Source organism: Agromyces kandeliae (assembly GCF_009674665.1).
Lineage (GTDB): Bacteria > Actinomycetota > Actinomycetes > Actinomycetales > Microbacteriaceae > Agromyces > Agromyces kandeliae.
In genome coordinates this window covers 204,048-228,738 of the sequence record NZ_WKJD01000019.1, presented here as the reverse complement: position 1 = coordinate 228,738, position 24,691 = coordinate 204,048, and the positions used below count along the sequence as shown (strand labels likewise).

Genomic DNA, 24,691 nt, shown 5'->3' with positions numbered 1-24,691 from the left:
ATAAATCACGGGTGCGGCCGGCGGCCTGTCGGCCGGTGACGCGGTTGGGCTAGCCTTGCTGGGGCGGCCACCGGCGAACCACCGCGGGTGACGCCGGGAAGGGCCGCGTCCGCGGCATCCGCGAAGGAGAGGACATCGTGTCTGCAGTGAACAGTTTCGGGGCGAAGGACACGCTCCAGGTCGGGGACACCTCCTATGAGATCTTCCGGATCGACACCGTCCCCGGGCACGAGAAGCTCCCGTTCAGCCTGAAGGTGTTGCTCGAGAACCTGCTCCGCACCGAGGACGGCGCCAACGTCACCAAGGAGCAGATCGAGGCCCTCGGCTCATGGGTGCCGACCGCCGACCCCGACACGGAGATCCAGTTCACGCCCGCGCGCGTGGTGATGCAGGACTTCACGGGCGTGCCCTGCATCGTCGACCTCGCGACCATGCGCGAGGCCGTCGTCGCGCTAGGTGGCGACCCGAACCGGATCAACCCGCTCTCGCCCGCCGAGATGGTCATCGACCACTCGGTCATCGCCGACCTGTTCGGCACCGAGAACGCGCTCGAGCGCAACGTCGAGATCGAGTACGAGCGCAACGGCGAGCGCTACCAGTTCCTGCGCTGGGGCCAGACCGCGTTCGACGACTTCAAGGTCGTCCCGCCCGGCACCGGCATCGTGCACCAGGTCAACATCGAGCACCTCGCGAAGGTCATCTACCACCGCGATGTCGACGGCGTGACGCGCGCCTACCCCGACACCTGCGTCGGCACCGACTCGCACACCACGATGGTGAACGGCCTCGGCGTTCTCGGCTGGGGCGTCGGCGGCATCGAGGCGGAGGCGGCCATGCTCGGCCAGCCCGTGTCGATGCTCATCCCCAAGGTCGTCGGCTTCAAGCTCTCCGGCGCCATCCCGGCGGGCGTCACCGCGACCGATGTCGTCCTCACGATCACCGACATGCTGCGCAAGCACGGCGTCGTCGGCAAGTTCGTCGAGTTCTACGGCACCGGCGTGGCCTCCGTGCCGCTCGCCAACCGCGCGACCATCGGCAACATGAGCCCCGAGTTCGGCTCGACCGCGGCGATGTTCCCGATCGACGGCGTCACGATCGACTACCTGCGACTCACCGGCCGCAGCGAGGAGCAGCTCGCGCTCGTCGAGGCCTACGCCAAGGAGCAGAAGCTCTGGCACGACGCCGACAACGAGGCCGTGTACTCCGAATACCTCGAGCTCGACCTCGCGACGGTCGTCCCCTCGATCGCCGGTCCCAAGCGTCCTCAGGACCGCATCGTGCTCTCCGAGGCGAAGTCGCAGTTCGAGTCCGACCTGACGAACTACGCCGACGTCGACCACGACCTGGTCGACCTCGAGATCGCGGAGTCCTTCCCGGCATCCGACCCGCCCGGCAACTCGCCGGAGGACGAGCACAACCAGCACATGCACCACCACCGGTCGCACGCACCGAAGACGGCGTCTAAGCCGACCTCTGTCGAACTCGCAGACGGCACGGCCTACACGCTCGACCACGGTGCCGTGACGATCGCCGCCATCACGTCGTGCACGAACACGTCGAACCCGTCGGTCATGCTCGCCGCGGGCCTCCTCGCCCGCAACGCGGTGAAGAGGGGCCTGAAGGCGAAGCCGTGGGTGAAGACGACGCTCGCCCCGGGCTCGAAGGTCGTCACCGACTACTACGAGAAGGCCGGCCTGACGCAGGACCTCGAGGACCTCGGCTTCTACACGGTCGGCTACGGCTGCACGACCTGCATCGGCAACTCCGGGCCACTGATCGAGGAGGTCTCGGCGGCGGTGCAGCAGAACGACCTCGCCGTGACCGCGGTGCTCTCGGGCAACCGCAACTTCGAGGGTCGCATCAACCCCGACGTGAAGATGAACTACCTCGCGAGCCCGCCGCTCGTGATCGCGTACTCGCTCGCCGGCACGATGAACTTCGACTTCGAGAACGACCCGCTCGGCACCGACTCCGAGGGCAACGAGGTCTACCTGAAGGACATCTGGCCGGACGCGTCCGAGGTGCAGGCCACGATCGACTCATCGATCGACAAGGACATGTTCGACCAGCAGTACTCGAGCGTGTTCGAGGGCGACGAGCGCTGGCGCACGCTGCCGACCCCGACCGGCGCGACCTTCGAGTGGGACGCCGAGTCCACCTACGTCCGCAAGCCCCCGTACTTCGACGGCATGACCATCGAGACGACGCCGGTCTCCGACATCGTCGGCGCCCGCGTCCTGGCCAGGCTCGGGGACTCGGTCACGACCGACCACATCTCGCCGGCCGGTTCGATCAAGGCCGACAGCCCCGCGGGCCGCTACCTCACGGAGCACGGGGTCGACCGCAAGGACTTCAACTCCTACGGGTCGCGTCGCGGCAACCACGAGGTCATGATCCGCGGCACGTTCGCGAACATCCGCCTGCGCAACCAGCTCCTCGACGGCGTCGAGGGCGGGTACACGCGCGACTTCACGCAGGAGGGCGGCCCGCAGTCGTTCATCTACGACTCGTCGATGAACTACCAGGCGCAGGGCATCCCGCTCGTCATCTTCGGCGGCAAGGAGTACGGCTCCGGCTCCAGCCGCGACTGGGCCGCGAAGGGCACGAGCCTCCTCGGCGTGAAGGCCGTCATCACCGAGAGCTTCGAGCGCATCCACCGCTCGAACCTCATCGGCATGGGCGTCGTCCCGCTGCAGTTCCCCGCCGGCGAGTCCGCCGACTCGCTCGGCCTCGACGGCACCGAGGTCGTCTCGATCTCGGGCCTCGAGCAGCTGAACGAGGGCGTCACGCCGAAGACGGTGCGCGTCACGGCCGAGCCGAGCGAGTTCTCGCCCGAGGGCAAGCAGACGGTCGAGTTCGACGCGGTCGTCCGAATCGACACCCCCGGTGAGGCCGACTACTACCGCAACGGCGGCATCCTGCAGTACGTGCTCCGCAGCCTCGTCTGACGACGGCGCACGAGGGGGCGGCGGGCTTCGGCTCGCCGCCCCCGATCTCTGCCGGGGCTCACAGGTCGTCCGGCGTACACTCGAACGAAACCCGGGCGCACGGCGCCCCTCGCACCCGGAGGCACGACGGATGAGGCTGCTCGACACGATCCGCGGACCACGCGACCTCGATGCGCTGTCCGACGACCAGGTGGAGGAGCTCGCCCGCGAGATCCGCGAGGTGCTCGTCGCCGACGTGTCGAAGACCGGCGGGCACCTCGGCCCCAACCTCGGCGTCGTCGAGCTCACCCTCGCGATCCACCGCGTGTTCGATTCGCCGCGCGACCCCATCATCTTCGACACCGGACACCAGTCGTACGTGCACAAGCTCCTCACCGGACGGAAGGACTTCTCGACCCTGCGGCAGACGGGCGGACTCGCGGGCTACCCGCAGCGCTCCGAGTCCGAGCACGACGTCGTCGAGAGCTCGCACGCCTCGAGTTCGCTCTCGTGGGCCGACGGCATCTCGAAGGCCTTCGAGATGACCGGACAGGGCGACCGCCACGTCGTCGCCGTCGTCGGCGACGGCGCGCTCACGGGCGGGATGACCTGGGAGGCGCTGAACAACATCTCCGACGACAACACCCGCAACCTCGTGGTCGTCGTCAACGACAACGGGCGCTCCTATGCGCCGACCATCGGTGGGATGGCGCGCTTCCTGAACTCGGTGCGCACGAAGCAGTCGTACCGATCGCTGCACCTGAAGAGTCGCAGCGCGTTCGATCGCCTCGGATCGCCCGGTCGAGCGATCTACCGAGGCGTCCGCGGCGGCCTGCACGGCTTCCTCAGCCGGGTCAGCGGCAACGAGGCGCTGTACTCGAATCTCGACATCAAGTACATCGGCCCGATCGACGGTCACGACGAGCGCGCGCTCGAAGCGGCGCTGCGCCAGGCGAAGGACTACGGTGCCCCCGTGATCGTGCACGCGATCACCGAGAAGGGGCGCGGCTACGAGCCGGCCCGACGCGATGCCGCCGACCAGTTCCACGCGGTCGGCCAGATCGACCCCGAGACGGGCGAGTCGCTCGTGACGGCCTCCGCGCCGTCGTGGACGAGCGTGTTCGCGGACGAACTCGTGACGCTCGCGGAGCGCGACGAACGGCTCGTGGGCATCACCGCGGCCATGCTCCGGCCCACGGGGCTGCACCGGATGGCCGAGCGCTTCCCGAACCGCGTCTTCGACGTGGGCATCGCCGAGCAGCACGCGGTGACCTCCGCCGCGGGCCTCGCCTTCGGCGGCCTGCACCCGGTGGTCGCCGTGTACGCGACCTTCATCAACCGGGCGTTCGACCAGGTGCTGATGGATGTCGCGCTGCACCGGGCCGGCGTGACGTTCGTGCTCGATCGGGCGGGCGTCACCGGACCGGACGGCCCGAGCCACCACGGCGTCTGGGACCTGTCGATCCTCCAGGTCGTGCCGGGCATCCGTCTCGCGGCGCCGCGCGACTCCGTCCGCCTCGCGGAGGAGCTCGCCGAGGCGGTGCGGGTCGGCGATGCGCCCACGGTCCTCCGGTTCCCGAAGGGCACGGTCGGCACCGAGTACGACGCGATCCGCCGCACCCACGATGGAGTCGACGTCCTCGCCGAGTCCGAGCGTCGCGACGTGCTGATCGTGACGGTCGGCCCGATGGCCGGCATCGGCCTCGAGGTCGCGCGCAAGCTCGAGGCGCAGGGCATCGGGGCGACAGTGGTCGACCCGCGGTGGGTCGTGCCCGTACCCGAGAGCGTCGTCTCGCTCGCGGGGGAGTACCGCATCGTGGTGAGCATCGAGGACGGGATCCGCGTCGGCGGCATCGGCACCCGGATCCGCCAGGACCTGCGAGAGGCCGGTGTCGACACGGCAGTCACCGAGGTCGGCCTGCCCGACGAGTTCCTGGATCACGGCTCGCGCGGCGACATCCTCGAGCGCGTGGGCCTCACCCCCCAGCACATCGCACGGGACGTGACCGCGATGGTGCTCGGCAGCAAGCTCCCGCACGCCCGCAACGCGGGCATCGACGTCCCGACGAGCTCGGGAGCGCAGCCGCGCGTCTGAGCCGAGGATCGACCTCGCCGCGCACGTGCGCTTCCCGGCGCTGCGTCAGTCGACGCGGTAGACGTGCTCGACCGCGTCACCGAGACGGGTGAGCCCGGTGAGCGTGAGCACCGGCGTGACCTCCGAGACCGGCAGCAGCGGTCGTCCGCGCCCCAGCGCGACCGGCATGTACGTCACGAGCAGGTCGTCGAGCCGCCCCGCCGCGAGGAATTGGGCGGCGACCGGCCCACCGCCCACGACCCACACGTTCCGCCCGCCTGCGGCTGCAGTCGCTGCATCCGCCACCGCAGCCACATCGCCATCGGCGAAGCGGATGTCGGCGCCCTCGGGCGTCTCGAGCGTGCGGTGCGTGAGCACCCAGGTCGGCAGCTCGCCGTAGGGCCATCCACCGCCCTCGCGGAGGACCCACTCGTAGGTCGTGGCACCGAGGACGAGCGCGCCGACCGAGGCGAAGAAGCGTTCGTAGTGGTCGCTGAAGTCCTCCATGCCGAACTGGAGGAGCCACTCGAGCCCGTCGTGCTCGTCGGCGATGAAGCCGTCGAGTGTCGAGGCCACGTAGTACTGGATGCGCGTCACGCTGAGGAGCATACGAACGGCCCCCGACATCGCGTCGGGGGCCGTTCGGCGTTCAGCGGTCGGTCAGGACTCGACGCCCTTGACGGGCGGGTGGTGGAACGTGTCGCCGAACACGCGCTCCGAGGCGCCCACACGGTCGAGGTACGGCGTGAGTCCGCCCATCTGGAACGGGAATCCGGCACCGAGGATCATGCACAGGTCGATGTCCTCGGCTGCTGCGACGACCTCGTCGTCGAGCATCAGCCGCGTCTCGCGCGCGAGGCCGTCCTCGAGCCGGGTGAGGATCTCCTCCGCGGTCGAGGGGTTGGTGCCGCCTGCGACGATCTTGAGCGCACCCTTGTCGAAGCCCTTCACCTTGCCCTTGTCGTCCTTCTCCAGGAGCGTGCCGTAGTCGGCGAGCGCGTGGAGGTTCTCCGACCGGTAGAAGCGGTCGGGGAAGGCGGCGTGGTGCGTGTCGAGCACGTGGGCGCCGACCTTGAGGCCGACGAGGTCGAGCAGGGCCGACGGCGCCATCGGCAGGCCGAGCGGAGCCATGGCCTGGTCGACGGTCTCGAAGGAGGTGCCCTCGTCGACCGCGCGCATCGCCTCGCCGAGGAGCACCGCGAGGAGGCGGTTCACGACGAACCCGGGGGTGTCGGCCGTGATGACGGCGTTCTTCTTCAGCTTCGCTGCGGTGACCATCGCGGTCGAGAGCGTCGCGTCATCCGTCTTCGACGTCTTCACGACCTCGATGAGCGGCATCACCGCGACCGGGGTGAAGAAGTGGAAGCCGACGACCCGCTCCGGGTGCTCGAGCTTCGCGCCGATCTCCTCGACCGAGAGCGACGAGGTGTTCGTCGCGAGCACGGCTTCGGGGGAGACGACCTTCTCGATCTCCGCGAAGACGTCCTGCTTGATCGAGAGCTCCTCGAACACGGCCTCGATGACCCAGTCGCAGTCCGCGAACTCCGACTTGTCGGTCGTGCCGTGCACGAGGGCCTTGAGCCGATTGGCCTCGTCGGGGGAGATTCGCCCCTTGCCGAGGAGCGTGTCGATCTCGCCGGTGATGTAGGCGACGCCCTTGTCGACGCGCTCCTGGTCGAGGTCGGTGATGATCACCGGCACCTGCAGGCGGCGCAGGAACAGCAGTGCGAACTGGCTCGCCATGTAGCCGGCGCCGAGGACGCCGACCTTGGTGACGGGCTTCGCGAGCGCCTTGTCGGGAGCGCCGGCAGGGCGCTTGGCCCGCTTCTGCACGAGGTTGAAGGCGTAGATCGAGGCGTGGAACTGGTCGCCCGACACGAGGTCGGCGAGCATCTCGTCCTCGCGGGCGAAGCCCTCCTCGCGGGTGCCCGACTTCGCCGCCTTGAGCAGCTCGAGCGCCGCGTACGGCGACTTCGGGACCGTGCCGATGCGGCTCTGGAGCATCTTCTTCGCGATGCCGATCGCGGCGTCCCACTTCACGAGGCGCTCGACCTTGCCGGGCTCGTTCGGGCGCTTGACCTTCACACGGCCCGAGAGGACGTCGTCGGCCCAGCGGATCGAGTCCTCGAGGTAGTTCACGGAGGGGAACATCACGTCGGCGATGCCGAGCTCGAGCACGTCGGGCGCCTTGATGGTGCGGTTCTGCTTGAGCGGGTTCTCGACGACGATCTTCAGCGCGTTCTCGATGCCGATGAGGTTCGGCAGCAGGGTCGCACCGCCCCAGCCGGGGATCATGCCGAGGAAGACCTCGGGAAGCGCCAGGGCCGGCAGCGACGCGTCGACCGTGCGGTAGTCGGCGTGCAGTCCGATCTCGACGCCACCGCCGAGCGCGAGGCCGTTGATGAACGCGAACGAGGGCACGCCCACGGTCGCGAGCTTGCCGAGCGCGAAGTGGCCGAGCTGCGCGATGCGCAGTCCCGACTCGCGATTCGGCAGCTGCGACACCTTCGAGAGGTCGGCGCCGGCCGCGAGGATGAACGGCTTGCCGGTCACCGCCACGGCGTGGATCTCGCCCGCCGCGGCGCGCTCGGCGAGCCGGTCCAGCGTCGCCGCGTACTCGAGGAGCGTGTTCGGGCCGAGCGTGTTCGGCCGCGTGTGGTCACGTCCGTTGTCGAGGGTCACGAGCGCGAGGGTGCGGCCGGCCGACAGGGGGATGTCGCGCACGTACGAGTGCGTGACGACCTCGTCGTCGAACATGCCTGCGAGCTCGGTGAAGTCGATCTTCGTGTAGTCGGTCATCGCGGTGCTCCTCAGGCCTTCTTCGCGGCCTTGCGCGAGTAGTTCGGGTTCTCCCAGATCATCGTTCCGCCCTGACCGAGGCCCACGCACATCGTCGTGATGCCGTAGCGGACGTCGGGGCGCTCCGCGAACTGGCTGGCGAGCTGGTTCATGAGGCGCACGCCCGAGGAGGCGAGCGGGTGGCCGACGGCGATCGCGCCGCCCCACGGGTTCACGCGCGGGTCGTCGTCGTCGATCCCGTAGTGGTCGAGGAGCGAGAGCACCTGCACGGCGAACGCCTCGTTGACCTCGAGGATCCCGATGTCGTCCATCTTCAGGCCGGCGATCCGCAGCGCCTTCTCGGTGGCCGGCACGGGACCGATGCCCATGATGGCCGGGTCGACGCCGGCGAAGGCGTAGCTGACGAGCTTCATCTTCACGTTCAGGCCGTACTCCTTGGCCGCGTCGCCGCTGGCCAGGAGTGCCGCGGTGGCGCCGTCGTTCAGGCCCGAGGCATTGCCCGCGGTGACGCGACCGTGCGGTCGGAACGGCGTCTTCAGGCCCGCGAGGCCCTCGAGGGTCGTCTCGGGGCGCATGACCTCGTCGCGCGTCGCGAGGCCCCAGCCCTCGGTCGTGCGGATCGCGACGGGGACGAGGTCCTGCTGGATCTTGCCGGCCTCGTACGCGGACGCGGTCCGCTGCTGGCTGCCGAGGGCGTACCGGTCCGCACGCTCCTTGGTCAGGTGCGGGAAGCGGTCGTGGATGCGCTCGGCCGTGGCGCCCATGACGAGCGCGTCCTCCGACACCATCTTCTCGGCGACGAAGCGCGGGTTCGGGTCGACGCCCGAGCCCATCGGGTGGTGCCCCATGTGCTCGACGCCCCCGCCGATGGCGAGGCGGTACTGGCCGTAGCCGATCGACCCGGCGAGCATCGCCACCGACGTCATGGCGCCGGCGCACATGCGGTCGATCGCGAAGCCGGGAACCGACTTCGGCAGGCCCGCGAGGATCGCGGCACTCCGGCCGATCGTGAGTCCCTGGTCGCCCGTCTGGGTGGTGGCCGCGATGGCCACGTCGTCGATCTGGTCCTTCGGCGCGTTCGGATTGCGCTCGAGGAGCCCGACGATCGCCTTCACCACGAGGTCATCGGCCCGGGTGTTCCAGTACATGCCCTTTTCGCCGGCCTTGCCGAAGGGGGTACGGACCCCGTCGACGAATACGACGTCAGCTCGTTCAGCCACGCTGCAGCTCCCTTTCGAATGGAGGATCACCCGATCCTAGGAACGCCGCCTGCGGCTGCCGGAATCGGTTGCCGGTTCCTACGAAGCGTCGTGTGCGGCGTCTTCGAGCGATTGTGCGGCCTGCACAAACGCGATTGCGATTATCTGTGCGGTAGCGGCAATCTGCCAGGGTCGTGCACCGAGCTCCCCGAGGGCGCCGCCGATCGCCTCCGACGTCGGGTCGGCGGGCGGACGCCACGCCAGTCGCCGCAGGTGGTCGGGCGTCAGCAGGTTCTCGACCGGCATGCCCAGCTCCTCGGCTGCGTCGCCGACGGCCGCCTTCGCGAGTCGGAGGCGTGCGTCGGCCTCCGGGTTCCGCGATGCCCAGGCCCGCGGTGGCGGAGGAGCATCGCTCGGAACGCGCGAAGCGGGCGGTTCGGCGGTGCGCGCGTCCTCGATCGCCGCCCACCACCGATCGATCTCGGTGCGGCTCGCACGACCGTTGAAGGCCTTGAGGTCGGAGAGCGCGCGCTTGGACTCGGGGAGGGCCTTCGCGACGGCGAGGATCGAGGCATCCGGCACGAGTCGCCCGGGCGCGACATCCGTCTCGGCCGCCAGGTCGTCGCGTGCGTGCCAGAGCGCGCGCGCGACCGCGAGGTTCCGGGGCGACCGCAGGGCGTGGATGCCGCTCAGTCGGCGCCACGGCTCGGCGGCCGGGGGCTTCGCGGCGCGATGGACCGTCGCGTCGAACTCCTGGCGCGCGATCTCCTCCTTGCCCGCATCGACGAGTCGCTCGGCGAGTCGGTCGCGGACGTCGACGAGGAGCTCGACGTCGAGCGCGGCGTAGCGCAGCCAGGACTGGGGGAGCGGCCTGGTCGACCAGTCGGCCGCCGAGTGCTCCTTGGCGAGTCGGACGCCGAGGAGCTCCTCGACCACGGACGCCAGGCCCACGCGCGGCATCCCGAGCAAACGCGCGGCGAGCTCGGTGTCGAAGATCCCGGTCGGATCGAGGCCCACCTCGCGCAGGCACGCCAGGTCCTGGCTGGCGGCGTGCAGCACCCACTCCTCGTCGCGGATCGCGTCCTGCAGGCTCGAGAAGTCGCCGACCATCGTGGGGTCGAACAGGAACGTCCCGGCGTCGCGGCGGAACAGCTGGATCAGGTACGCGCGCTGCGAGTAGCGGAACCCGCTCGCCCGCTCGGCGTCGACGGCGACCGGACCCACGCCCCCCGCGATGGCCTCGACCGCGTCGTCGTAGGCCTCGTGGGAGTCGATCACGTGGAACTCGTCAGCCACGTCTCCTCCTCCGTGGAAGGGCCGTCACCCCCTCCGAACTCGGAGGCAGGCCGGCCAGCATGCACAGCAACTCACTCCACCCTTCCACATGCGGCGCGATCGCGGCGTCGAGCGGCGTCCACGACGCCCGGAGCTCGAGCTCCGCGCCGTCGCCCTGCCGGGCGAGTTCGCCGTACCCCGTCGAGAGGATCTTCGTGACGGTCCCGGAGGCGGCGACGTAGCGCGCACCGCGCGCGTCGAGCGCGTCGACGAGCCAGGACCACGCGACGTCCGCGAGGAACGGGTCGACGCCGATATCGGTCTCGAGCGGTGCCTGCGCGAAGCAGACGACGCGGAAGCGCCCGCCCCACGACTCGGGTTCCGACGGGTCGTGCAGGAGGACGAACCGACCCGTGCCCAGGTCGGAATCCTCCGCGTGGCGCCCGGGGATCAGGTCCGCAGCGAGCGCCACGGCCCACGGTGCCAGCGAGGAGGGCGCGGCGATCTCCGACACGCGCAGTTCCGCTCGCGGTGTCGCTGCCCGCAGCGACTCCAGCGCTGCGGCGAACTCAGGGGGAGGCGTGGTCGCCGAGTCGGACACGTGTGCAGACTAGAGTCTCGATCGCGGGGGTCGGCGGCGGCGCGCCGCACGAGCGCCTGTACCCCGGGTGATGCACGTCGGCGACGAACAGGAGGCGGGATGTCGAAGCTCGAGCGCACGGTGGGACCGATCGGCGCGGTGCTCGGCGGAATCGCCATCGTGGGTGCTGCGTTCGCGGCCGCGACCGCCGCGACGGCGATCGTCTTCGCGCGCCGCGTGGTGACGCCCGAACCGGATCGCGAGGACGACCTCCGCATCGAGCGGGTCGACCTCGCGGCAGGCGAGGTCGTGCTCTCGGGCTCCGAGGACGCGCGGATGCGCGGCCGGTACGGTCTCTGGTTCGAGCACGACTCGGGCTACGCGCTGGTGGGCGACGTGCTGCACGACGACGGTCATCGGGTCCGGCGGGTCGTCGAGTCGGTGGAGTTCGGCCGCCTGGATCGCGCCGCACGCGGCCGGATCAGCGGCTGGGTCCACCTCGGCCCGTGGGAGGTCGCCGAGCGGTACGAGAACGTCGTGGTCCCGACGCCGCTCGGTCCGGCCCCGGCCTGGTTCGTCCCGGCGACGGATGCCGCGGGGGCGCCCTCCGCGGACTGGCTCATCGTCGTCCACGGCCGTGGCGCCAAGCGCCACGAGGGGCTGCGCGCGGTCGAGCCGGCGAGTCGGGCGGGCTGGTCCTCGCTGCTCGTCTCGTACCGGAACGACGGCGAGGCGCCTGCCAGTGAGGACCGCAGGTACGGCCTCGGCGGCACGGAGTGGGAGGACGTGGTCGCCGCGGTCCGGTTCGCCGTCGAGCGCGGCGCCCGACGCGTCGTCCTGATGGGCTGGTCCATGGGAGGCTCCATCGCGTTGCAGACCGTGCTGCGCTCCGACGAGGTCCGCGAGCACCTGGTCGGGGTCGTCCTGGAGTCGCCCGCGGTCGACTGGCCCGACATCCTCCGATTCCAGGGGCGCGCGCTCGGTCTGCCCGCGGAGCTCGGCGGCGCGGTCGCGCGCGTGCTCAGCGCCCCCCTCGCCGGCACGCTGACCGGCCTGGCCGCGCCGATCGACCTCGAGGCGCTCGACGCGGTCGCCCGTGCGGACGAGCTGCACGTGCCGATCCTGCTGATGCACAGCGAGGACGACGGCTTCGTCCCGATCGACGGCTCGCGCCGGCTCGCGGAGGTGCGCTCAGACCTCGTGCAGTTCGAGGTGTTCGAGGGCGCGCGCCACACGAAGCTGTGGAACCACGACGCCCGGCGCTGGACCATGCTCGTGCACGACTGGCTCGCGGCGCGCTGAGCGCGGGCACCGTGCGGTCGATCGCGCGCTCGTCGGATCCGCCGGTCAGGCGGCGATGCGCTCCGTGAGCTGGCGCTTCGCGCGGGCGAGCATGCCCGACATGCCGAGCACGCGCAGCGGCGAGACGGCCTCGCCCAGGCCGAGCGACTGCGGGTAGTCAGCGGGGATCGCGAACACCTCGTCGGGCGTGAGCCCGTCCAGACCCTGCGCCAGGATCGACGCGAACCCGCGCGTGGTGGGCGCCTCGGCCGGCGCGGTCGCGTGCATGTGCACGAGGCCCTCCGGATCGACCTCGACGAAGATGTAGACGGGCGACTGGCACTCCTCGACGCGCTCGAGCAGGTCGGGGTGGTCCCGGTATCGCTCGGGTAGCTCCGGCAGTTCGTTGGAGAAATCGAGCAGCAGCGTCAGCCGGTCCTTCACGCCGAGCGCGAGGAAGTCCTCGCGCGTCTCCGCGAGCGCCGGGGGAAGGGTCGTGGCATCCATTCCGTCCATTCTCCCACCCGGCGCGTGGACGACGGCCTAGCCGGTCGGCGCCTCGCCTCGCTCCGGGCCGGTCGCGATCGGCACGCGCACGGCGCTGCCCCACTCGGTCCAGGACCCGTCGTAGTTGCGGACCCCCTCGAATCCGAGCAGGTGGGTCAGCACGAACCAGGTGTGGCTCGATCGCTCGCCGATCCGGCAGTAGGCGATGACGTCGTCGCCGTCCCGGAGCCCGACCTCGTCGCGGTAGATGGCGTCGAGTTCGGCGCGCGTGCGGAAGGTGCCGTCCTCCGCGGCGGCGCGGGCCCAGGGCACGGACGCCGCGGTCGGGATGTGGCCGCCGCGGAGCGCGCCCTCTTCGGGGTAGGCGGGCATGTGCGTGCGCTCGCCGGTGTACTCCTCGGGTGAGCGGACGTCGATGAGCGGGTTGCCGAAGTGGGCGAGGACGTCCTCCTTGAAGGCGCGGATGACGGTGTCGTCGCGCTCGACGACCGGGTACTCGACGGGTTCGCGTGCCGGCGCGTCGGTCGTCAGCGGGCGCCCCTCCGCGATCCACTTGTCGCGGCCGCCGTCGAGGAGTCGGACGTCCTCGTGCCCGAAGAGCGTGAAGACCCAGAGCGCATAGGCGGCCCACCAGTTGTTCTTGTCGCCGTAGATCACGACGGTGTCCTCGCGCGCGATGCCCTTCGCGGAGAGGAGTTCGGCGAACTGCGCGCCGGACAGGTAGTCGCGGACCACGGGATCGTTCAGCTCGGTGTGCCAGTCGACCTTCACCGCGGTCGGGATGTGGCCCACCTCGTACAGCAGGACGTCCTCGTCGGACTCGACCACCACGAGGCCCGGCTGTCCGAGGCGTTCCGCGAGCCAGTCCGTCGTGACGAGCCGCTCGGGGTGGGCGTACTCGGCCAGCTTGGCGGCGGGATCGAACTCGACGGACATGGGGTACCTCCAGTGGTCGCCCGGTCGGGCGAGGCGGGATCGGGGAGCGGACTAGGCTGGTGACCCGTCCACCACCGAATCTACGCGGCATGCCGGTCGTCGTCACCGCACATGTCACGAGGTGCAACAGGAGATCCCACGCCGATGACCACTGCAGCGGCATCCGCCCTCGAGCGACTCGTCGACCGCAACCCGTCGATCACGGGCGCCGAGATCGCGTCCGAGCTGGTGCCCCCGCCGCAGTTCGCGCACGCCTCGTTCGAGTCGTACCGGCCCGATCACGACTTCCCGTCGCAGCAGGCCGCGCTCGACCGTCTGAACACGTTCGCCGGCGCATGGCGCGCCGCGCAGAAGCCGGGCGGGTTCTTCTCACGGAAGCGGCCGGCGCGCATCGAGCTCCCCGGCGTGTACCTCGACGGCGGCTTCGGCGTCGGCAAGACGCACCTCCTCGCGGCGCTCTGGCACGTCGCACACGGCCCGAAGTACTTCGGCACGTTCATCGAGTACACCGCGCTGGTCGGAGCGCTCGGCTACGCGCAGGCCGTCGAACTGCTGCGCGGCGCGCGCCTCATCTGCATCGACGAGTTCGAGCTCGACGACCCGGGCGACACCATGCTCATGACCCGTTTCCTCGGCGAACTCATGGCGGGCGGCACCCGCGTCGCGGCGACGAGCAACACTCCGCCGAACGCGCTCGGCGAAGGCCGGTTCGCCGCCGCGGACTTCCTCCGCGAGATCCACGCCCTGTCGTCGAACTTCGAGACGCTGCGCATCGACGGCCTCGACTACCGCCGCCGCGACACCGAGGGCCACGCCGAGGCGCTCGCCGACGACGCGGCCGTGGAGCACGCGGCGGCGACGCTCGCCTCCCGCGGCCACCGCGTCTCGCTCGACGGGTTCGACGCGCTCCTGGCGCACCTGTCGACGGTGCACCCGTCGAAGTACATCAAGCTCATCGAGGGCCTCGAGTTCATCGCGCTCACCGGCGTCCGCGAGCTCACCGACCAGAACGCCGCCCTCCGCCTCGTCGCGTTCATCGACCGTGTCTACGACGCCGAGGTCCCCATCCTGGCCAGCGGCGTCGAGCTCGACGAGGTGTTCGGCGGGGACATGCTCTCCGGCGGCTACCGCAAGAAGTACCTGCGTTCGATGTCGCGCATGATCGCCCTCACGACGGGCGAGCTCCCGCCGCACGACTGAGCCGCGAGCGACCGACCCGCACAAGTCCTCGGCGGCGATTTCGGAGGCTCGTCGCGGCATCCGGAAACACGCTCGTTACATTCAGGGCGAATCCGTAACCGTTGCGAAACGCAGCGTGCCCCGTCGTCGAAACCTTCTCGCACCATTCTGATCGACGTACCTCGAGACGAGCCCCAGTCTCATCCCCCTCGCGGTACGTCCCCTGCAAACCAAGAGGTGTGAGGATTACCTATGGATAGCGGCAACATCGCGTGGGCCGTCACGGCATCCGCGCTCGTGCTCTTCATGACGCCGGGCGTCGCGTTCTTCTACGGCGGCCTGGTCAAGGCGAAGAGCGTCGTCAGCATGATGATGATGAGCTTCGGCGCAATGGGACTGATCAGCGTCCTGTGGGTGCTGTACGGCTTCAACATGAGCGCGGTCGGCAGCGCCTGGGAGTTCTCGGGCAACCCCTTCGCCGACTTCGGGCTCGCCGGCCTCGCCGGCGGTGAGTCGGCGAATGCCGACCTGCTCGGCGTCATCTTCGGCGCGACGTTCGCCATCATCACCGTCGCCCTGATCTCGGGCGCGATCGCCGACCGCGCCAAGTTCGGTGCGTGGATGATCTTCGCCGGCATATGGGCCACCCTCGTCTACTTCCCGGTCGCGGCCTGGGTCTGGGGCGGCGGCTGGATCCTGTCGCTCGGCGACAACCTCGGCCTCCCGGGCGTCATCGACTACGCCGGTGGAACCGCGGTGCACATCAACGCCGGTGCTGCGGCGCTCGCCCTCGCACTCGTGCTCGGAAAGCGCGTCGGCTTCCAGAAGGGCATGGACAAGCCGCACAACGTGCCGCTGACCCTGCTCGGCGCCTCGATCCTGTGGTTCGGCTGGTTCGGCTTCAACGCCGGTGCCGAGTTCCTCGCCGAGGGCATGCCCGGCGTCGGCCTCATCGCCGTCAACACGCTCGTCGCGACCGCGGCGTCCATCCTCGCCTGGCTCATCGTCGAGAAGATCAAGGACGGCAAGCCCACGTCCGTCGGTGCCGCCTCGGGCGCCGTCGCGGGTCTCGTCGCGATCACCCCGGCCTGTGCCAACCTGACCCCGGGTTGGGCCACCGTCCTCGGTGTCGTCGCGGGTGCGGTCTGCGCCATCGCCATCGAGCTGAAGTTCAAGTGGGGCTTCGACGACTCGCTCGACGTCGTGGGCATCCACCTCGTCGGCGGCCTCATCGGTACGCTCTACCTCGGCTTCTTCGCGACCGGCACCGGCCTCTTCGTCGGTGGCGACGCCGGCCAGCTGGCCGTGCAGGCGATCGCCGCGGTCGGCGTGCTGCTCTACTCGTTCATCGTGGCCTTCGTGGTCGGCTTCGCGATCGAGAAGACCATGGGCTTCCGCGTGAAGAACGAGGACGAGCTCGCGGGCATCGACACCATCGTCCACGGCGAAGAGGGCTACAAGCTCGAGTCCGTCTGATCCCTGCGATCACCGCGAGGGCGGTGAGGGTAGTGTGCGGGTGTGCCTGACACCCGCCGCTTCCTCACCGCCCTCAGGCGTGTCATCCGCTCGTTCCCGACCCCGTCGGGCGGTGACCCCGCCCGACCCGCTCCGATGGCGGATGCCGCGTCGCGGCCCCGCACCGATGACGGCGAGGACTGGCCGGGGCGCCGCGGCCCGTCGGCGACGACCGAGCTGGATCCCGCAGCCGTGCGACGCGTCCGGTTCGCCTATGCGCCGGAGCGCGACGGCGAACCGGACCCCGGCGAGGTCGTGTGGACGTGGGTGCCCTACGAGGAACGGGACGGGCGGGGCAAGGACCGACCGGTCGTCGTCGTCGCGGCGGGAAGCGAGGGTCGGTTCCTGGCGGTGCAGCTCACGAGCCGGCCGCAGGACGGGAACGGCGACGCGGTCGCGCTCGGCGCAGGCGCGTGGGACGGCGAGGGCCGCCCGAGTTGGGTGCGGATCGACCGGGTCTTCCTCGTGCACACCGAGGGGATGCGGCGTGAGGCGGCGTCGCTCGACGCCGAGCGGTACGGGCGCGTGGTGGATGCGCTCGCCACTCGCTACGGGTGGGGATGAGGAGAGCGACCCCGGACGTTCGAAACGCCCCCGGTGGACCGGGGGCGTTTCGTGGTGGTGGGCGATGCCGGGCTCGAACCGACGACCTCTTCCGTGTGAAGGAAGCGCGCTACCAGCTGCGCCAATCGCCCATCTTGGCGGACCCGATGGGATCGCGACCGCGGACTCGATACTAGCCCACGCAGCGGGTCGATTGCACATCGGCGCGCGGGGGTCGGGGCGGGCCGGTGCGAGGGCCCGGAACCCACGGTGCGAGTCGCGCGCTCATGGGTCGCGGGAGGGCCGCTCGCGACCGCGACACGCCCGGGATGCTCGGCTCGATTGGCCCCGTGACCGGCCGGAACCGTGGGCGCGAGGGGCTCAGTTTGTCATTCGTTCACGGGATCGGTTATTGTCTTTCTGCACGCAGAAATGCGAGCAACGCGGATGTGGCGCAGTTGGTAGCGCATCACCTTGCCAAGGTGAGGGTCGCGAGTTCGAGTCTCGTCATCCGCTCTGACCAAGCCGGCGCAAGCCGGTTTGTTCTTTGGTGGTGAACCCAAGCAACGGTGGATTGGCCGAGAGGCGAGGCAGCGGCCTGCAAAGCCGTATACACGGGTTCGAATCCCGTATCCACCTCGAGACGAGTTCCTGGAACTCACTCACACCCCGGGCGATTGGCGCAGCGGTAGCGCGCTTCCCTGACACGGAAGAGGTCACTGGTTCGATCCCAGTATCGCCCACCAGCACGAAGGCCCCGGCAACTGCCGGGGCCTTCGTCGTTGCTGCGACTCAGGGGTTGCCGCCGAAGCCGCAGATCACCTCGGGGATGCACGGCGAGTGGTCGAGCACCTCGACCTTCGCGTTCGCACTCGTCCTCGTGAGACGGAACTTCACCCAGGTGAAGTTGTTGGTCTCGTCGGACTCGATCCAGTGGTCGTCGGGATCGGCGAGGTGCGTGAGGTAGTACTCGCCGTCCGGAATGTCCGTCACGTCGAGCTCCTGCAGCGGCGTCGATTGGTGGTAGGAGTCCGCCCACCAGGAGGCGAGTCCCTGCAGGTCCCCGTTGCATTCGAAGTACGTCCGCGGCTTCTCCTTCTTGAGGGCTCCCGTCTCGCCGATGAACTCGATGTCGACGAAGCAGAAGGTGATCTTCACTCCCTCGGACCAGATCCTCGTCATCTCTGCGGGGTCGCCGGTGACCTGGCCGGGGCCGGGGCTCCGGATGTCGAAGAGCGCCACCGCCGACTGGTGCCAGTGGTTGTGCTGGGGATGGAAGACGGCCGCGCCGGCGTCGTGCGTGGCGACCACGTCGCCGTTCGCGTCGAGGATCTCCTGGGTCGCGATCGTGCACTCGTCGTACACCTGGCCGTCGATCTCGCACGGCTCGACCTGGCCGCCTCCCCGGATCTGGAGGTTGCCCTCGCCGATGTTGATGTGGGTCGTGGAGAACCGCAGCGATTCGCGCTGCTGCGTGTTCTGGATCTGCAGGTGGTGGGGGACTTCCTCGATGACGTCTGGCAGCAGCGCGCCAGTCGGCAATTCGATCGGGTCGTCGTCGTGGGCCTGTGCCGCCGCGCCTCCCGCGGCGACCAGGATCACCGCGGCGACGGCGGCGACGGCGTGAAGCAGGGCGGTGCGATTCATGACCACGCTCCAGATCCTGAGGAGACCTCGGTATCTCCTCCCGCGAGCAGCGTGGCAGCGATCACGTCGCCGCTGCAACGTCCCGGTTCGGGGGTCGTGAGAGACCCGGGCAGGCGGATCACGACGGTGCGGGCGCGCGGCATGCGCGCGCCCGCACCGCTCACCAAGCGGACGGGGCCGGCGGTGCGACGACCGGCGGGCGGTCGTCGCACGTGATCGTGTTCGGCAGTTCCCACGGCGCGAGCCAGGGACCCGTCGTGTTCACGCCGCTCGAGTCGTTGCCGCCGAGGTCGACGAGCGAGAACTCGCTGCCCGCGGGCGTGAAGTTGAACGAGCCGCAGTTGTTCACGCCGACCGCGCCGACGTTGCGGGCATCCACGTTCTCGAAGGAGGCGGAGCCGACGACCCTCGCGCTCACCACCGACGTCCCCGTCCCGTCGACGCGCACGTCGGCGAAGTGCACGCCCGAGATCGAGACCTGATCCTTCACCGGCCAGTCCGAGACCAGCATGATCGCGTTGTACGTGCTGTCGAGGTAGTGGTCCCCGGTCACACGGATGTCGGCCTGGTCGATCGATCGGTCGAGCGCGTAGAGCCAGATCGCGCCGAGGCCGATGTTCCAGTTCAATTCGTAGGTGCCCGCGCGCACGGTCGTGTTGTCGGTGAACTCGAGCGAACCCGTGAACGGCTCCGCGCCGAAGCGGGAGCCCGCGTGCAGCGCGCTGCCCTCGCGGATGGGATCGGCGACGAGGTTGCCCTCGACCGTCGTGTCGGCGCCGCCGTAGATCGCGATGCCGTTGGCGAGCGTCGGCGTCTGCACGGTGTTCCGCGCGAACGCGTTGCCCGTGTTCGGGATGCCCTCCGACCACATCGCCAGCCCGTCGTCGCCGGTGTTCCGGACGAAGTTGCCTTCCGCGATCGAGTTCGTGACGCCCGTGTGGAAGTTGAGGCCGTCCGCGATCTGGTCCACGATGACGTTGTCGCGGACGGCGACCCCGTCCATGGGCCCGTCGAACCACAGGCCGACCTTCGTGTGCTCGATGTGCAGGCGCTCGATCGTGGAGTCGCTCATCGCGCCGCCGACGCCGTTGACCTGGTCGGTGTCGATCCGTTCGCGCACGTCGCCACGGATCGCGAAGTCCGACAGGTGCACGTTCGAGCTGCCGCCGTCGGCGGCATCCCTGCCGTAGAAGCCGATGCCGGTGTGCACGGACCCATCGGGGGACGGCTTCTTCAACGCCACCTCCTCGCCGAACACGACCGAGTGCCAGTTGCCCGCCCCGCGGATCGTCACGTCGTCGACGATGAGGTGCTCGCTGACCCGGAACTCGCCGGCGGGGATGAACACCTCGAGGCCGTGTCGCTGGGCCCACCGGATCGCGGTGCGGAACGCCGGTGCGGAGTCGCGTACGCCGTCGGGGTCGGCGCCGAACTTCACGACGCTGACCGAACCGGCCGGTTCCGTCGCGGGCGGTGCGACGAGCTCGGAGTCGAGAAGGTCGATGACGGTCCACGCGGCCTCCGTGTCCTCCGGCGCGGTGAGCCGGATGGCGGAGCCGGCCGGTGCCGTCTCGCCCAGGAGCATCCGCTGCTCGTCGTAGAAGTGCATCGGCCGGAACGGCGTCTCGACCTCGTAGGCCTCCCCGGGCACGCAGCCGCACTCGGTGATCCACCAGTCGGGGTGCAGGAGACCGGCGTCGGGGTCGTTGGTGAACGGGTACTGGTTGTAGAGCCACGAGTACTCGGACGTCAGCGTCATGGTCGTGGGCTCTCCGCCGTCGATGGAGACCTCGAGCGGTGCGGTGATCCCGCCCCCGCCCGGGGCGTCCGGGATGCTGTAGCGCACGGTGATCGCGTTCGCGGCCTCGGGGAGCGTGAACTCGACGTGGTCGCCGGGCTCCAGTCGCACCGCGGAGCGACCCGATGCCTCGGCTTCGAGCGTGTACGCCGTCCGGTCGGGGCCGATCACCTCGCCGGACGTGGCGGCATGCTCGGCCTCCTGTTCGAGGAATGGCACGTCGGCGCCGCGCCCGGAGACCAGCGCGGGGTCGAGCGCGGCGCGCGTGACGACGGGCGCCGGGGCGGCCGATGCCGGTGTCGGGCCGAGGATCGCGGTGCCGACCGCGAGCGCCGCGAGCGCTGCGACGGCGAGTGGCGCACGGCCGTGTCTCGGGAGCAGCCTGCGCGGCGGCGGCGGGACGGGGAGCGTGGGACGTGTCATCGTCGACTCGATTCCTCTCGTGGTGCACGGCTGCGGGCACAGCGGGGGCGTCGCGGTGCCCTCGGGTGTGGCGAGGCTATGCCGCCGTGGAACCGGGTCACAAGACGATGCGAAGAAATGTCGTGGGAAAATCGTGTTCTTGCAGAACACTGCGCAAGTGACTGCAATCCATGACGGCTGCACGCCCCTCCTTGCATCCGCCGACGCAAGCGGGCGTCCGTTCGGACGCATCGCAGCCGCCGACCCGAGTTCCGGGGACGTCGGTCGCCGAAGTCATACAGTGGAGCGTGGCCGAGGTCCGATATCGCGGGACCGCGGCATCCATGATGGGTGTCGCCGGACTCATCCTGCTCGGCGCGTGCGCCGGACCGCCGGCGCCGGACCAGCGGGCGTTCGAGGAGCACCCTGCCGCTGAGATCGCATTCACGGCCTCCGGGGACATCGGGACGACGCCGGAAGCCGCGGCGACGCTCGCTCAGATCCCCGCCCTCGACGCCGAGTTCCACATCGCCCTCGGCGACCTCTCGTACGGCGACCCGGGGGACGAGCCGGCATGGTGCGAGTTCGTGGCCGGGCACGTCGGGGCGGGATTCCCCGTCCAGCTCATCGCCGGAAATCACGAGTCCGATGGGCTCGACGGCCATATCGACGCGTTCGCCGAGTGCCTCCCCGAGCGGCTGCCCGGGATGGTGGGCGAGTACGCACGCCGGTACTACGTGGACGTGCCCGCTGGCGCCCCACTCGCGCGACTCGTGATGATCTCCCCGGGCATCACGTTCGACGACGGCTCGTGGTCGTACGCCGACGGCAGCGAGCGTTCGGCGTGGACCCGGCGGGCGATCGAGGGTGCGCGGACGTCCGGCATTCCCTGGGTGATCGTCGGGATGCACAAGCCGTGCCTCTCGGTCGGCAACTACGAGTGCGACCCGGGCCCCGAGATCGCAGACCTGCTGGTCTCGGCGGGGGCGGATCTCGTGATCAGCGGCCATGAGCACCTGTACCAGCGCACCGCCCAGCTCGGGCACGGCCCGCGCTGCGATTCGATCGCTCCGGACGAGATCGCCGTGGACTGCATCGTCGACGACGGTGATCATCTCGAACAGGGCGCAGGAACGGTGTTCGTCACGGTCGGCACGGGGGGCACGGCACTGCGCGACGTCCACTCCGGCGACCGGGAGGCGGGCTACTTCGTCGCCTGGTCGGGGGCGAATGCAGAGCCGTCGTGGGGCAACCTCCGCGTGGGGCTCTCACGATCGGCGCTCGTCGTCGACTTCGTGCCGGCCGTCGGCGCGTTCACCGACGAGTTCGGCATCGCGGCGGCGGACATGCCGAGCGAGCCCGTCGATCGCTGAGCGCGAGCCCGCAGGTCAGTCCGGTGGGCGATCGCCGGATCCGATGGGACCACCGGGCGTCCCGTGCCGAGGGCCTCCCGGGCGCGACTACAGTTGAGTGGTTGCGTCTCACACAGCAGGGGAGTGGATCCACTTGGCCGACGGCTTCGAGCTCTTCACCGATCGATCCGTTGTCGCGATGCGCGTCAACGGCGAGCTGAAGGACCTCGCGACGACGGTGGGCGACACCGACGTCGTCGAGCCCGTCACGATCGACTCGCCCGACGGACTCGCGATCCTCCGCCACTCGACCGCCCACGTGCTCGCGCAGGCCGTGCAGAAGGTCAACCCCGACGCGAAGCTCGGCATCGGGCCGCCCGTGACCGACGGCTTCTACTACGACTTCGACGTCGCCGAGCCGTTCACGCCCGAGGACCTCAAGGTCCTCGACAAGGAGATGGCGCGGATCATCCGCTCGGGCCAGCGCTTCGTCCGGCGCGTCGTGACCGACGACGAGGCCCGCGCGGAACTCGCCGCCGAGCCGTACAAGCTGGAGCTCATCGGGCTCAAGGGCCACCCCACCGGCGGCGAGGCCGGCCAGGACGACAACGAGTCGGTCGAGGTCGGCGGCGCCGAGCTCACGATCTACGACAACGTCGACCCGAAGACCGGCGAGGTCGCCTGGAAGGACCTCTGCCGGGGCCCGCACCTGCCGAGCACCCGGATGATCGGCAACGGATGGGCGCTCATGCGCGTCGCCGCGGCCTACTGGCGCGGGTCGGAGAAGAACCCGCAGCTGCAGCGCATCTACGGCACGGCCTGGCCGACCAAGGACGAGCTGCGCGCGTACCAGCACCGGCTCGAAGAGGCGGCCCGCCGCGACCACCGCAAGCTCGGCGTCGAGCTCGACCTCTTCAGCTTCCCCGACGAGATCGGTTCGGGCCTGCCCGTCTTCCACCCCAAGGGCGGTGTGATCAAGCGCGAGATGGAGGACTACGTCCGCCGGCGCCACATCGAGGAGGGCTTCCAGTACGTCTCGACGCCGCACATCACGAAGGCGCATGTCTTCGAGCTGTCCGGGCACCTGCCGTACTACAAGGACACGATGTTCCCGCCGATGGAGCTCGAGAACAGCGAGTACTACCTCAAGGCGATGAACTGCCCGATGCAGAACCTCATCTACCGCTCGCGCGGGCGCTCCTACCGCGAACTCCCGCTGCGGTTCTTCGAGTTCGGCACCGTGTACCGCTACGAGAAGTCCGGTGTGGTGCAGGGCCTCACCCGCGTGCGCGGCCTCACCCAGGACGACTCGCACAGCTACGTCACGCCCGAGCAGGCGCCCGCCGAGATCGAGCACCTGCTGAACTTCGTGCTGGGCCTGCTCCGCGACTTCGGCCTCGACGACTACTACCTCGAGCTCTCCACTCGCGATGCCGACTCCGACAAGTTCAAGGGCACCGACGAGCAGTGGGAGGTCGCGACGAACGTGCTGCGCGACGTCGCCGAGGCGTCCGGGCTCGAGCTCGTGATGGACCCGGGCGGCGCGGCGTTCTACGGCCCGAAGATCTCCGTGCAGGCCCGCGACGCCATCGGCCGCACCTGGCAGATGTCGACCATCCAGTACGACTTCAACCAGCCCGAGGGCTTCGGCCTCGAGTACACGGCCGCCGACGGCACGCACCAGCAGCCGGTCATGATCCACTCGGCGAAGTTCGGGTCGATCGAGCGCTTCTTCGGGGTGCTCACCGAGCACTACGCGGGGGCGTTCCCGCTCTGGCTCTCGCCGGTGCAGGTCGTCGGAATCCCGGTCGCCGACGAGTACGCGCCCTACCTCGGCGGCATCCTCACGCAGCTCGCGGGTGCGGGCGTGCGCACCGAGCTCGACACCAGCGACGACCGCATGCAGAAGAAGATCCGCACCCACACCACGCAGAAGGTGCCGATCCAGCTCATCGCGGGCGAGAACGACCGCACCGGCGAGACGGTGAGCTTCCGCTTCCGCGACGGCACGCAGGAGAACGGCGTGCCGATCGCCGACGCCGAGCGCCGGATCCTCGACGCGATCGCCGATCGCCGTCAGGTGACCACCAGGGACGACCTGTTCGCATGACCGATTCCTACGGGCCCGGCGAGTTCGAGGGCGTGCCGACGGATGGCGCGGCCGACCTGGCGGGCGTCCCCGACGCGTTCCAGCGGCTCTGGACCCCGCACCGGCTGGTCTACATCCAGCACGGGCAGCAGCCCGACGAGCACGCGTGCCCCTTCTGCCGAGCGCCGCAGCTGAGCGACGAGCAGTCGCTCATCGTCGCGCGCGGCGAGCACGCCTACGTGCTGCTCAACCTCTACCCGTACAACAGCGGGCACCTGCTGGTCTGCCCCTACCGCCACATCGCGACCTACGACGAGGCGACGCCGGAGGAGGTCGCCGAGATCGGTGAGCTCACGCAGGTCGCGATGCGCACCGTGAAGCAGGTGTCGCGATGCGACGGGTTCAACATCGGCATGAACCAGGGCCGGATCGCCGGCGCCGGCATCGCCGAGCACCTGCACCAGCACATCGTGCCGAGGTGGGCGCTCGACGCGAACTTCTTCCCCATCATCGCCGGCACGAAGGCGCTGCCGCGGCTCCTGGGCGAGGTGCGCGAGGAGATCGCGGAGGCCTGGCCGCGCTGACGCG

The 24,691-nt window shown here is 69.9% G+C and carries 18 protein-coding genes and 4 tRNA genes; 12 read left to right on the top strand and 10 right to left on the bottom strand.

The genetic code is table 11. The annotated features are described in order from the left end of the window. Positions 1-137 precede the first annotated feature (137 nt). Both acnA and dxs read left to right on the top strand, forming a co-directional pair. Positions 138-2,948, top strand: a complete 2,811-nt coding sequence (gene acnA / locus GJR97_RS14985) for an aconitate hydratase AcnA (RefSeq protein WP_324613561.1) — start codon at positions 138-140, stop codon at positions 2,946-2,948. A gap of 130 nt (positions 2,949-3,078) precedes the next feature. Next, complete coding sequence (gene dxs, locus GJR97_RS14980; RefSeq protein WP_154347567.1) at positions 3,079-5,022, top strand: 1-deoxy-D-xylulose-5-phosphate synthase; 1,944 nt, start codon at positions 3,079-3,081, stop codon at positions 5,020-5,022. 45 nt (positions 5,023-5,067) lie between these two features. Here dxs and GJR97_RS14975 read toward each other — a convergent pair whose 3' ends face one another. The 5 genes from GJR97_RS14975 to GJR97_RS14955 all read right to left on the bottom strand — a co-directional run bounded on the left by GJR97_RS14975 (position 5,068) and on the right by GJR97_RS14955 (position 10,875). Further along, complete coding sequence (locus GJR97_RS14975; protein WP_324613560.1) at positions 5,068-5,598, bottom strand: dihydrofolate reductase family protein; 531 nt, start codon at positions 5,596-5,598, stop codon at positions 5,068-5,070. Between the two features lie 63 nt (positions 5,599-5,661). Continuing rightward, the gene (locus GJR97_RS14970; RefSeq protein WP_154347565.1) at positions 5,662-7,800 is read right to left on the bottom strand and encodes a 3-hydroxyacyl-CoA dehydrogenase NAD-binding domain-containing protein; all 2,139 of its coding nucleotides are present in this window, start codon (positions 7,798-7,800) and stop codon (positions 5,662-5,664) included. A gap of 11 nt (positions 7,801-7,811) precedes the next feature. After that, on the bottom strand, positions 7,812-9,020 hold the full coding sequence (locus GJR97_RS14965; protein ID WP_324613559.1) for a thiolase family protein: 1,209 nt from the start codon (positions 9,018-9,020) through the stop codon (positions 7,812-7,814). A 78-nt stretch (positions 9,021-9,098) separates the two neighbouring features. Continuing rightward, the gene (locus GJR97_RS14960) at positions 9,099-10,295 is read right to left on the bottom strand and encodes a ribonuclease D (protein WP_324613558.1); all 1,197 of its coding nucleotides are present in this window, start codon (positions 10,293-10,295) and stop codon (positions 9,099-9,101) included. Further along, positions 10,288-10,875, bottom strand: a complete 588-nt coding sequence (locus tag GJR97_RS14955; RefSeq protein ID WP_324613557.1) for a DUF3000 domain-containing protein — start codon at positions 10,873-10,875, stop codon at positions 10,288-10,290. Before GJR97_RS14955 ends, GJR97_RS14960 begins: the two co-directional genes overlap by 8 nt. Before the next feature lie 99 nt (positions 10,876-10,974). Between GJR97_RS14955 and GJR97_RS14950 the strand changes: the two genes are divergently transcribed. Next, a complete protein-coding gene (locus GJR97_RS14950) occupies positions 10,975-12,156 on the top strand; it encodes an alpha/beta hydrolase family protein (RefSeq protein ID WP_154347564.1) in 1,182 nt (393 codons plus the stop codon). Positions 12,157-12,201: 45 nt separating this feature from the next. Here GJR97_RS14950 and GJR97_RS14945 read toward each other — a convergent pair whose 3' ends face one another. Further along, entirely contained in the window at positions 12,202-12,642 is a 441-nt protein-coding gene (locus GJR97_RS14945; protein WP_154347563.1) for a SufE family protein, read from the bottom strand. A gap of 36 nt (positions 12,643-12,678) precedes the next feature. Further along, entirely contained in the window at positions 12,679-13,578 is a 900-nt protein-coding gene (locus tag GJR97_RS14940; RefSeq protein WP_154347562.1) for a sulfurtransferase, read from the bottom strand. Between the two features lie 144 nt (positions 13,579-13,722). Between GJR97_RS14940 and zapE the strand changes: the two genes are divergently transcribed. The 3 genes from zapE (at position 13,723) to GJR97_RS14925 (ending at position 16,836) form a co-directional block, all read left to right on the top strand. Beyond that, positions 13,723-14,778 carry a cell division protein ZapE gene (gene zapE / locus GJR97_RS14935; protein WP_154347561.1) on the top strand — a complete coding sequence of 352 codons (1,056 nt, stop codon included), beginning with the start codon at positions 13,723-13,725 and terminating at the stop codon, positions 14,776-14,778. A 231-nt stretch (positions 14,779-15,009) separates the two neighbouring features. Further along, the gene (locus GJR97_RS14930; protein WP_154347560.1) at positions 15,010-16,233 is read left to right on the top strand and encodes an ammonium transporter; all 1,224 of its coding nucleotides are present in this window, start codon (positions 15,010-15,012) and stop codon (positions 16,231-16,233) included. 42 nt (positions 16,234-16,275) lie between these two features. Further along, positions 16,276-16,836: a type II toxin-antitoxin system PemK/MazF family toxin gene (locus tag GJR97_RS14925; RefSeq protein ID WP_324613556.1), complete on the top strand. Its 561-nt coding sequence runs from the start codon at positions 16,276-16,278 to the stop codon at positions 16,834-16,836. Positions 16,837-16,891: 55 nt separating this feature from the next. Here the strand turns inward: GJR97_RS14925 and GJR97_RS14920 are convergent. Beyond that, positions 16,892-16,967, bottom strand: a tRNA-Val gene (locus GJR97_RS14920). Positions 16,968-17,258: 291 nt separating this feature from the next. On the opposite strand from GJR97_RS14920, the gene GJR97_RS14915 reads away from it, so the two are divergent. From GJR97_RS14915 to GJR97_RS14905, 3 genes are all read left to right on the top strand, one after another. Further along, positions 17,259-17,331: transfer RNA gene (locus GJR97_RS14915), tRNA-Gly, on the top strand. Positions 17,332-17,383: 52 nt separating this feature from the next. Beyond that, a tRNA-Cys gene (locus tag GJR97_RS14910) sits at positions 17,384-17,454 on the top strand. A gap of 32 nt (positions 17,455-17,486) precedes the next feature. Next, positions 17,487-17,561, top strand: a tRNA-Val gene (locus GJR97_RS14905). Between the two features lie 46 nt (positions 17,562-17,607). Here GJR97_RS14905 and GJR97_RS14900 read toward each other — a convergent pair. Together GJR97_RS14900 and GJR97_RS14895 are read right to left on the bottom strand one after the other, a co-directional pair. Next, positions 17,608-18,462 carry a lysyl oxidase family protein gene (locus tag GJR97_RS14900; protein WP_154347559.1) on the bottom strand — a complete coding sequence of 285 codons (855 nt, stop codon included), beginning with the start codon at positions 18,460-18,462 and terminating at the stop codon, positions 17,608-17,610. A gap of 160 nt (positions 18,463-18,622) precedes the next feature. Beyond that, positions 18,623-20,683 carry a glycosyl hydrolase family 28-related protein gene (locus GJR97_RS14895; protein ID WP_154347558.1) on the bottom strand — a complete coding sequence of 687 codons (2,061 nt, stop codon included), beginning with the start codon at positions 20,681-20,683 and terminating at the stop codon, positions 18,623-18,625. Positions 20,684-20,970: 287 nt separating this feature from the next. Here GJR97_RS14895 and GJR97_RS14890 point away from each other — a divergent pair, with 287 nt between their 5' ends. From GJR97_RS14890 to GJR97_RS14880, 3 genes are all read left to right on the top strand, one after another. Beyond that, the gene (locus GJR97_RS14890; RefSeq protein ID WP_195760729.1) at positions 20,971-22,035 is read left to right on the top strand and encodes a metallophosphoesterase; all 1,065 of its coding nucleotides are present in this window, start codon (positions 20,971-20,973) and stop codon (positions 22,033-22,035) included. A 178-nt stretch (positions 22,036-22,213) separates the two neighbouring features. Beyond that, positions 22,214-24,124, top strand: a complete 1,911-nt coding sequence (gene thrS, locus GJR97_RS14885; protein WP_229276327.1) for a threonine--tRNA ligase — start codon at positions 22,214-22,216, stop codon at positions 24,122-24,124. Continuing rightward, on the top strand, positions 24,121-24,687 hold the full coding sequence (locus tag GJR97_RS14880; RefSeq protein ID WP_154347555.1) for an HIT family protein: 567 nt from the start codon (positions 24,121-24,123) through the stop codon (positions 24,685-24,687). The genes thrS and GJR97_RS14880 overlap by 4 nt, the downstream gene beginning before the upstream one ends. Positions 24,688-24,691: the final 4 nt, after the last annotated feature.